A 9,711-nucleotide genomic window follows, 5' to 3' on the forward strand; every position below is an offset into this window, starting at 1 on the left:
TCTATCCAGCTGAGCTATGAGCGCCTTAAGTAAAGTGGCGGTGAGAGAGGGATTCGAACCCTCGATACAGTTACCCGTATGCATCCTTAGCAGGGATGTGGTTTCAGCCACTCACCCATCTCACCGTAACACGAGCGCAATAATACAAACTAAAAGCTCATTACACAAGCCATGATCCTTATTTTTTATGTTTTTTTAAATCAATCAAATATTTTTTAATCAATTTCTGTTTTTTTTCAGCATTTTTTGTTGTCGCGCTTGATAATATAGTCTTCTCTTCTTTTATTTAGATCATGTGCATAAATAGAATCTTGCAATCTTTGACGTGCAGTCCAAGTTTGAATGTCTTATGCTAAAGTGATCTGCCAAATGTGAATTGGAACGATATGACTAATAATTGGGTTGATCCCGAAGCAAAAGCAGAAGCTGAACGTTACGATAATCCTATTCCTAGCCGAACTCTTATTTTAACTACATTAGAACAATTACAAACTGCACAATCTCATGCAGAACTCGTAGACCACTTTAATATTCCTGATCAAAAAAGTATTGATGCGCTGAATCACCGTCTCAGTGCAATGGTTCGTGATGGCCAGCTCATGAAAGATGGCTTTAAATATCAACCTGCCACAGATGCTCCTAGTCATGAAGCAACGGTTTATATTAATAGTAAAGGTTTAGGCACGGCGAATATTGCAGGTCAAAATGATGTGTTGTTACCTGAACGCGAGTTACGTCTCGTCTTTAATGGTGATCGCGTTAAAGTGCGTCAGACTTCAGTAGACCGTAAAGGCAAAGCTTGGGGTTTTATCACTGAAGTCGTACAACGACGTGTAAAACAGATCATTGGTAAAGTCTCTGAACATCAGGGCGAATACTTTATTCAACCAAGCAATCCTAATCAGCATCAGCCGATTACCCTTGAAAAAGAGTTGATTGAACATGCCAATGCCAAAGTTGGCGATATGTTGCGTGTTGCAATTGACGATTATCCAACGCGTGAAGAGCTGGCAACAGGCCATGTGATTCAATCAATGGCGGATAAAGCAGATACGGAAATTATTATTCCGCAAACGATTTTAGAGTTTGGTCTGCCTTATGAATTTCCTGAAGCAGTCATTAAAGAAGCTGAAAGCTTCAAAGAACCTTCTGAACAAGATATTAAAGGACGCGTTGATTTACGTGATTTACCATTAGTGACAATTGATGGCGAAGATGCACGTGACTTTGACGATGCTGTTTATGCAGAGAAACGTCCTGGCGGCGGTTATCGAGTGGTAGTTGCGATTGCAGATGTAAGTCATTACGTTCGTTTAGATTCACCTTTAAATGAAGAAGCGGAAGAACGCGGTACATCAGTTTATTTCCCGCACTTCGTTTTGCCAATGTTGCCTGAAGCATTATCGAATGGCTTATGTTCTTTAAATCCTCATGTTGACCGCTTATGTATGGTCTGTGACTTGAAACTTTCCCGCGCGGGCAAAGTAACAGGTTATGAATTCTACCCTTCTGTCATGCATTCAAAAGCACGTTTGACTTATACCCAAGTCGGTCAATATTTTGAAGGTGCGACTGATGCTATTCCAGCGGATAAAACTATTCATAAATCATTGAATACGCTATTTCAACTTTATCAGACTTTAAAAGAGCTACGTGCCAAACGTCATGCGATGGAGTTTGAAACCGTTGAAACTTACATGACCTTTGATGAGTTAGGCGGAATCAAGGAAATCTTGCCGCGCACGCGTAATGACGCGCACAAGCTGATTGAAGAATGTATGTTGTTAGCGAACGTTGCTGCTGCTGAATATGCGTTAGAAAATGATATTCCAATGCTGTATCGTGTGCATGAAGCCCCTGAATTTTCACGTATTCAAAAAGTGCGTGATTTTGTGAAATTATTAGGTTTGCCATTCCCTGAACAACCAACTCAAGCTGATTACCAAGCGGTGATTGAAGCAACCAAAGATCGTTTAGATGCACCAAGTATTCATGCTGTGTTATTACGTTCAATGATGCAAGCTTACTACGGCGCAAAAAACTCAGGCCATTATGGTCTCGCTTATGAAGCATATACACACTTCACTTCGCCAATTCGTCGTTACCCAGATTTATTGTTACATCGTGCGATTAAAGCTTATCTCGATAAGAAGGTTTACCCACTTTCTGGTGCTGCTCTAGATGATGCAGGTGAGCATTTCTCACAAACTGAACGTCGTGCTGATGAAGCCTCACGCAGTGTGACAACTTGGTTGAAATGTCACTATATGCAACAGCATTTAGGTGATGAGTTTGTCGGTATTATTAGTGCAGTGACTGAGTTTGGTCTATTTGTAACACTCAAAGATCTTTATGTTGATGGCATGATTCATGTCAGCCAGCTCGGTGAAGACTTCTTCCTTTATGATCAAGCGAGTCAAAGCTTAATCGGTCAGAATCGTGGACAATCATTTAGCCTCGGTGATGAGGTGAAGATTCAAGTAGCAGGTGTGAATTTGGAAGAGCGTAAGATCGACTTCCAATTGATACAACAATTGACACATTTAGGTCGTGTGATTCGCCAAAAAGCACCTCGTACTGCCAATTCTTCTAGCTCAAACCGCGCATCAACAACTGAAGAAGTATTTGGTAAAGCGCCATCATCTACGAAAGCGAAAGTCAGTCAGGATGGTGAAAAACCTGTACGTAAGAAAAAAGATAAGAACAAACCAAGTTCTTATACTAAGAAACCTGCTAAAAAAGCGTCTGCTAAGCCTGAGACTAAAGAAAAGGCAAAGAAAAAAGTGAAAAAGAAAAAGTCGAATGCGAAAGCAAAGACTGAGTAATTTATAATGGCTTTAGGGCTAACGCCCTAAAGCCATTCACTTTATACCAGCCAATCTCATGAAAATATTTTTAATTCTCTTTTTACTTCTACACTCATCTCAGTTATTTGCACAGACTCAAAAATCAATATCTTCGACATCTAGAGAAATACACATAGATATTCCCATATTGCCTCTTTTTTCAGACTTTTCAAGCATTCAATCCAAATTCCCCCTGCAAGAATACAGTCCTAATAAGAACTATATTCAGGAATCAAAACATTATTTTTTTGAAGCTCAACTTGTTGATATTAAATTAACCGAGTGGAAGGGGAAATTACATGAAATCAATTATACTCTTAAAACAGAAGATCCCGTTAAATTGAGAAAAATTCAAAAATATCTTTTCGAGCAATATAAAAAAAATTTCGAATGGGAGCTAACTATTGATAATGGATTTGGTAAATTCTATGAAAATTCCAATAAATCTATTCTAGGAATATATAGTTATTCTTTTGATCCTACGGTCTCTTTTCTCTCAAATTAATTAAGAGTAGAGGAAACTAAAAGACGTTTTCCTGATTTAAATGAGTGATACACATGGAGAACTCAAAATTATTTTATTAGCCTTGATTTCCCCTCTCCAAACCCCTACATCTATAACTATGTTTAAAGATGATATGGCAAAAAATACAATGACACTTCAGCAAGCAACACTCCCTACCCCACAGTTTGACAAAATCCAACTCGCCGACTTAAAACAACAAATTGAACAAAACATCCAAGACGGACAAAACTTTTTAAATCAGCTTACAGAAGTTCCTCAGCTAGCTGAAGCACAATTGCAAATACTGAATCAAGTCGATCAACTTGAAAACAATATGAGCGAGTCATGGGGCATCTTGTCGCACTTAAATGCAGTCATGAATAATGCTGAAACCCGTGAAGTTTACCAATCACTGTTACCAAGTCTAAGCGAATACTACACTCAACTTGGACAGCACACGGCGCTCTATCAAACCTATCAACATATTCATGATAGCAATGTATTTCAAACATTAAGCGAAGCGCAACAAAGTGCGATTAAACTAGCATTGCGTGATTTTAAACTATCAGGTGTTGCACTCGAAGGTGAAGCAAAAAAACGTTATGCAGAAATCTCAGCACGTTTATCTCAGCTTTCTTCTGACTTTTCCAATCATGTGCTTGATGCAACCCAAGCCTACTTTAAACCTTTAGATGAAGCACAGCTCAAAGGACTACCACAAAGCAGTATTGAATTATTGAAGCAATACGGGCAACAACGTGAGCTTGAACAAGCCGTTGCAACACTGGATTTCCCTGCTTATTTTGCGATTATGACCTATGCTGATGATCGTGAATTGAGAGAAGAACTGTATAAAGCCTATGTCACCCGCGCATCAGAACAGTCAGATAAAACCGAGTTTGATAACACGCCAGTGATGGAAGAAATCCTGAGCTTACGTCAAGAAATGGCTCAACTACTCGGTTTCAATAATTTTGCTGAATATTCTCTTGCCAGCAAGATGGCACCTGATGTTGAAACAGTAAATCAATTCCTTGTAGATTTAGCTGAACATGCACGTACCCCTGCGCTTGCTGAAATTGCAGAATTAAAAACAATCGCTCAACAGGATGGCATTGAAGAATTAAAGCCGTGGGATGCAACCTACTATTCTGAAAAGTTAAAACAGCAACAATTCAATCTGTCTCAAGAAGCATTGAAACCATACTTCCCAGCGCCAAAAGTGGTGGATGGTTTATTCCAAATTGTTCAACGTCTCTATGGCATCCAAATTATCGAGCGCCAAGTACCTGTTTGGCAAAATGATGTCCGTTATTTTGAAATTGAAGATCAAGGTCAAGTGGTCGGTGGTTTCTACTTCGACCTTTATGCCCGTAATGGCAAACGTGGCGGTGCATGGATGAGTGGTTTTCGTTCTCGTGTACAAACTGAGAGTGGTCTACAAAAACCGATTTGCTACATGGTCTGCAACTTTACTCCACCGATTGGCAATCAGCCTGCGCTGCTGACACACGATGAAGTCATTACCCTATTCCATGAATTTGGTCATGGTTTACACCACATGCTGACAGAGGTGGACAATATCTCTGTGGCTGGAACACACGGCGTAGCATGGGATGCAGTCGAGTTACCAAGTCAGTTCATGGAATTTTGGGCATGGGACAATGAAAGTTTAGATGTCCTCAGTGAGCATACTGAAACTAAACAAACCCTACCGCAAGAGTTGTTAAATGCATTGTTAAATGCGCGTTTCTTCCAATCAGGTATGCAAACGCTACGTCAAATCGAATTTGCACTATTTGACCTCACTATTCACCGTCAATCGCCAGCTTTAAATAGCGAGCAAATCCAAGCGACTTTAGATGACATTCGAGCGAAATTTGCAGTTGTACCCACTGTTCCGTATAACCGTTTCCAACACAGCTTTAGTCATATCTTTGCTGGTGGCTATGCCGCAGGTTATTACTCTTACAAATGGGCAGAGGTTTTGGCGAGTGATGCCTTCGATCGCTTCGAAAGTGAAGGTATTTTTAACACCGAGACTGGAAAAGAATTTAGAAAGTTTATTCTAGCAGTTGGCGGAAAAGATACAGCACTTGATGCGTTTCGCAATTTCCGAAAAAGAGAACCAAAAATAGATGCATTATTACGTCATCAAGGTTGGACGAACACCAATAAAAGCGCTTAAACTACGTCAATATTGTTCACAGGGTGTAATTAACTGACATGAAAAGACAGTTCATCGCGGGTGCTAAATGCCCAAAATGCGGAGCCTTAGATCGTGTCGTTAAGATCATCACTGTGGATGACGAGTGGATTGAATGTATCGACTGTGCTTATAGTGAAAAACGCCCGACCCATGTGGAAGAGCAACAACCTGCCGAGCCAGATGAAATTGGGGTGATACAATTCAAACCTCGTCATTTTGACTAGAAGGTTAGAAAATGATGTCCTCATATCAAAATGAAAACTCAAAATTATTATGGATGATAATCGGTGGGATCAGCATTATTGTTGTGCTTATCTTTACTGTTCAATGGTTCCTATCTCAAAATAATACAGATACAGCGGTAACGCCGACAGCATCAACAAAACCTGTTGCAGAGAAAACCGTTCCTACAAAACCAGAAGCGCCTATCGCAACAGCAGAAACGACGCATGCTGCGAGTGAAGTCGCTGCACCAATTCAATTGGTTGAAGAGTCAATTATTAAAGACCCAATCCCTTCAAATGATGCGTTAGCAAAAGAAGAAATTGCAAAACTTGATGATATTCATCACCAGCTGCAAGATCAACAGCAAGAGTTAAAGCAGCAACATACGGATGCAGACACATTGCTCAAGTTAAAAGAAGAGCAAATCAAGTTACTCGAAGCTCAAATTGCGGCGCAGAATAAATCTTAATGATCAAAGGCTTTAATCCATATTAAAGCCTTTTTTATTAACTTCTTAATCCACAACTCGACTAGAATGAGCTTTGAACTGAATCGGTTTTTGAATCGTTTGTGCAATTAAAATACCTATTAACGTTAAACTACCGCCTAGGTAATGAAAAGCTTGTAGATGCTCCCCCAATAAGACGACAGCAATCAATGCAGTGAACAATGGAAGTAGATTCATAAAAATGCTGTTCCGATTCGGTCCTAAATGTCTTACCCCTTCAATCCAAAAATAAGAAAGCAAAATCGAGGAAAATATACTTGCATACAAAATCAACGGAATTGTAGTTTGATTCAGTTGCATATCAGCCGCAGGTAAAAAGATAAAAAAAGGCAGCACATATAGAATCGCAAAACTCGATTGCACAAAGTTCGATTGCCAAGCGGGAATCGGCATTTTCCAATGTTTAAGCAAAACACCATACAAAGCATAACCGAATGCAGCAACCAGCATTAAACCATCACCAAGATGAACACCTTGATCCCATATATTTAAAATAGAACCATGACTAAGCAAATATAAAATGCCGTAAAAAGATAAAGCACCGCCAAATAACATGCCATAACTTATTTTATCTTTTAAGATCAAACTACTTAGGATCATTGTTAATAATGGAATAAGCGCGGTAACAATCGCCATATTGGTCGCTGTCGTAGTCACGGCAGCCTGATAAGACAAAAACTGAAATAATGATACAGATAGAAAACCGCCTAAGACCAATTGCTTCCAATAGAGTTTAATCGTATGTCGATTTTTCCAAACAGGAATCAGTACAAAAGTACTCATGACTGCTAGCGCTAACACTAAACGATAAAAAGTAATCGCGACTGGTGAAATGTTATGACTTGCCATTTTGGATACAACGACATTGCCCGCCCAAAATAAAATAGCAAATAATGGATACAAAGAAGCTTTTTGAAACATGATCTCAACCTATGCATTACGGTAACAATCATGCTAAAAAACTATTTATTTAAAGTTTCTCGATAAAAAGACGATAACTTTCGAGAAACAGACAATCTAATCTTGGATATCCAATCTATGGGAAAGAATTTTCAACATGGTTTTTTAGATTATCCTGTCTACGCATTTTCTGAGAACTACCCTCATGGTCATGTCGAGGATTGGCATCATCATGATCGTATCCAAATGATCCATACGCTTTCAGGCGTAATTCGCATTCAAACAGATGAAGGTATCTGGATTACACCACCTGGACGTGGGGTTTGGATTCCTGCCAACAAACCACATGCATTATTCAGTAGTGGCGACGTTAAAGCACGAGGTGTATTTATCTCTCCCTGTGCCCGTGAAAATCTTGTCAACGAATGCCGCGTGATCGCGATCCCTGCTTTACTACGGGAGTTAATGAGCAGCGCCATGGAAATTCAAACCGCAATACAGCCAAATAGTAGAAATCAAAGATTGCTTGAAATGATATTGGATGAAATTGAACTACTACCAACACTCGCGTTTAACTTACCTGAACCACAAAGTCAAAAGCTGAAATTATTATGCCAAGAAATCAAAGCGAATCTCAGTATCAATTGGAATTTGGAAGATACGGCGAACTACTTACATATGAGCAGTAAGACTCTTGCTCGACATTTCCAAAAAGAAACGGGTTTGCATTTTTCCCATTGGGTTCGACAAGCCAAATTAATGCAAGCGATGATAGATCTAGCAATGAATAAACCCATTTTGAATGTCGCCTTAGAGCTTGGTTATGATAGTCCAAGTGCATTTAGTGCTATGTTTAAACGAGAAACAGGCATGACACCAAGTGGCTATGCTTGTCAGTTTCCTACGACTCAATAAACAATGTGAAAACATTGATAAATAATTATTTCATCTTATAAGGGCTAAATGAGATTTCTTTCAATGACTGAGCAGCTTAAAATGAACGCATTATCCAAATCTCCTCAAAGCATATGACGCTTATACAAACTAATCGTAATTTATTTCTAGCGATTGGTTGCCTAACGATTTCAGCACTCTTATTCTCAGTCATGGGGATTTGCATTCGATATGCTTCACAAAGTGTCGATAATTACACGATTGTATTTTTCCGCAATTTAGTTGGATTAGTTCTTTTTCTACCATTTATTTTCAAACAAGGAATTCATTTTGTAAAAACGGAAAAACTCTGGATGCATACATGGCGAAGTCTCATTGGCTTAGCAGCAATGTATGGCTTTTTCTATGCAATTGCACATCTAAAGCTTTCCAATGCTATGGTCTTTACCTACTCATCCCCCATCTTCATTCCACTAATCGCATGGTTATTCCTAAAAGAAAAAATTACAATGGGGATGTTATGTGCAGCAGGCTTAGGCTTTATCGGTGTTTTTTGTGTGGCCAAACCTGATCAAGGATTATTGAACTGGATTTCGATGATTGGAATCGCATCGAGTTTATTTGCATCAATGGCTTTCGTTACGGTACGAGCACTGACCAAAACAGAACCACCCGAACGCATTGTTTTTTACTTCTGTCTTATCGGCTCGCTGATCTCAGTCATTCCCATGTTTTGGGTATGGCGTCCATATCATTTACATGAATTATTTTTCCTGATTGCAGCAGGCGTACTTGCAAATGTGAGTCAGATTTTCATGTCTCATGCATACCGGCTAGCACCGGCTGGACAGATTGCACCAGTCAATTATATGGCAATTATTTTCGCAGGGATTTGGGGATTTTTACTATGGAGTGAAGTCCCTGACCTATATAGCATTATTGGTTTTTGCATTATTTTGTTGGCAATTTTATTATGCAGCCCACTTACACAAAGAGATAAGAAATGGCGTTTTAAACTTTAACAATACGCCATTCTTTTGAATAAACTTGCAACAATACAAATTAGGAAAATTCAAACTCATGAATATAAGAAATACCATTTTTTCAAACGAATCTCATGAAATGATTTCAGCCTTCAATAAAGCTCAAGAAACTTTTAAATACTTTTGGCGAGAGCTTTCTTGGGAATATCGCAGAATAATTCCTGCTTTTGATCTTGCTTATGTTAAATGTGCATTTATCCAAGAACACAGCAACTCATCTGATTCACCACTAATTGAATATATGTGGATAAGCCAAATTGATTTTGATGGAACTACGATCTCTGGTCAGTTAATGAATCAACCAAACTATATCGACAATGTACAAGCTGGTGAAATTATAGAGCAACCATTTGAGGTGATCGTCGACTGGATGTTTTTAACTCAAGATCAAGTTTATGGTGGCTTTACGATTCAAGAATATCGTAAACAATTAAATGATTCTGAGCGAAAAGAATATGATGCGTCTTGGGGAATAAATTTTGGTGATCCCAACAATATCTTATTCGTCTATGATCAAGAGGAACACCCAGAAAACTTAATTGAACATCCCATGTGCGAAAAGATGTTAGATAGTTTTTTAA

The 9,711-nt window shown here is 38.9% G+C and carries 9 protein-coding genes and 1 tRNA gene; 8 read left to right on the top strand and 2 right to left on the bottom strand.

Annotated features, from left to right (window positions below):
* Nucleotides 1-35: 35 nt before the first annotated feature.
* Nucleotides 36-125, bottom strand: a tRNA-Ser gene (locus tag B4237_RS03575).
* Between the two features lie 261 nt (nt 126-386).
* On the opposite strand from B4237_RS03575, the gene rnr reads away from it, so the two are divergent.
* The 5 genes from rnr to B4237_RS03600 all read left to right on the top strand — a co-directional run bounded on the left by rnr (nt 387) and on the right by B4237_RS03600 (nt 6,254).
* Nucleotides 387-2,825, top strand: a complete 2,439-nt coding sequence (rnr, locus tag B4237_RS03580; RefSeq protein ID WP_278595309.1) for a ribonuclease R — start codon at nt 387-389, stop codon at nt 2,823-2,825.
* 58 nt (nt 2,826-2,883) lie between these two features.
* Nucleotides 2,884-3,351 (top strand): hypothetical protein, encoded by a 468-nt coding sequence (locus B4237_RS03585; protein WP_278595308.1) that lies wholly within the window; start codon nt 2,884-2,886, stop codon nt 3,349-3,351.
* A gap of 148 nt (nt 3,352-3,499) precedes the next feature.
* A complete protein-coding gene (locus tag B4237_RS03590; protein ID WP_278595307.1) occupies nt 3,500-5,539 on the top strand; it encodes a M3 family metallopeptidase in 2,040 nt (679 codons plus the stop codon).
* A gap of 38 nt (nt 5,540-5,577) precedes the next feature.
* On the top strand, nt 5,578-5,784 hold the full coding sequence (locus B4237_RS03595) for a YheV family putative metal-binding protein (protein ID WP_004775846.1): 207 nt from the start codon (nt 5,578-5,580) through the stop codon (nt 5,782-5,784).
* 14 nt (nt 5,785-5,798) lie between these two features.
* The gene (locus tag B4237_RS03600) at nt 5,799-6,254 is read left to right on the top strand and encodes a hypothetical protein (protein WP_278595311.1); all 456 of its coding nucleotides are present in this window, start codon (nt 5,799-5,801) and stop codon (nt 6,252-6,254) included.
* Nucleotides 6,255-6,299: 45 nt separating this feature from the next.
* On the opposite strand, the gene B4237_RS03605 is transcribed toward B4237_RS03600, so the two are convergent.
* Nucleotides 6,300-7,214, bottom strand: coding sequence for a DMT family transporter (locus tag B4237_RS03605; RefSeq protein ID WP_278595306.1), 915 nt, complete (start codon nt 7,212-7,214; stop codon nt 6,300-6,302).
* Nucleotides 7,215-7,331: 117 nt separating this feature from the next.
* On the opposite strand from B4237_RS03605, the gene B4237_RS03610 reads away from it, so the two are divergent.
* The 3 genes from B4237_RS03610 to B4237_RS03620 all read left to right on the top strand — a co-directional run.
* Nucleotides 7,332-8,108, top strand: coding sequence for an AraC family transcriptional regulator (locus B4237_RS03610; RefSeq protein ID WP_061525580.1), 777 nt, complete (start codon nt 7,332-7,334; stop codon nt 8,106-8,108).
* Nucleotides 8,109-8,221: 113 nt separating this feature from the next.
* Nucleotides 8,222-9,109: a DMT family transporter gene (locus B4237_RS03615; RefSeq protein WP_286941431.1), complete on the top strand. Its 888-nt coding sequence runs from the start codon at nt 8,222-8,224 to the stop codon at nt 9,107-9,109.
* A 58-nt stretch (nt 9,110-9,167) separates the two neighbouring features.
* A partial coding sequence (locus B4237_RS03620; protein WP_286941433.1) for a YegJ family protein occupies nt 9,168-9,711 on the top strand: 544 nt, incomplete at its 3' end.

The organism is Acinetobacter sp. UBA6526 (assembly GCF_002434875.1).
GTDB lineage: Bacteria > Pseudomonadota > Gammaproteobacteria > Pseudomonadales > Moraxellaceae > Acinetobacter > Acinetobacter venetianus.

Bases quoted from the DNA above. Each gene is read 5' to 3' on its own strand.
- rnr (WP_278595309.1), top strand. From the start codon at position 387: ATGACTAATAATTGGGTTGATCCCGAAGCAAAAGCAGAAGCTGAACGT.
- B4237_RS03585 (WP_278595308.1), top strand. From the start codon at position 2,884: ATGAAAATATTTTTAATTCTCTTTTTACTTCTACACTCATCTCAGTTA.
- B4237_RS03590 (WP_278595307.1), top strand. From the start codon at position 3,500: ATGACACTTCAGCAAGCAACACTCCCTACCCCACAGTTTGACAAAATC.
- B4237_RS03595 (WP_004775846.1), top strand. From the start codon at position 5,578: ATGAAAAGACAGTTCATCGCGGGTGCTAAATGCCCAAAATGCGGAGCC.
- B4237_RS03600 (WP_278595311.1), top strand. From the start codon at position 5,799: ATGTCCTCATATCAAAATGAAAACTCAAAATTATTATGGATGATAATC.
- B4237_RS03605 (WP_278595306.1), bottom strand. From the start codon at position 7,214: ATGTTTCAAAAAGCTTCTTTGTATCCATTATTTGCTATTTTATTTTGG.
- B4237_RS03610 (WP_061525580.1), top strand. From the start codon at position 7,332: ATGGGAAAGAATTTTCAACATGGTTTTTTAGATTATCCTGTCTACGCA.
- B4237_RS03615 (WP_286941431.1), top strand. From the start codon at position 8,222: ATGACGCTTATACAAACTAATCGTAATTTATTTCTAGCGATTGGTTGC.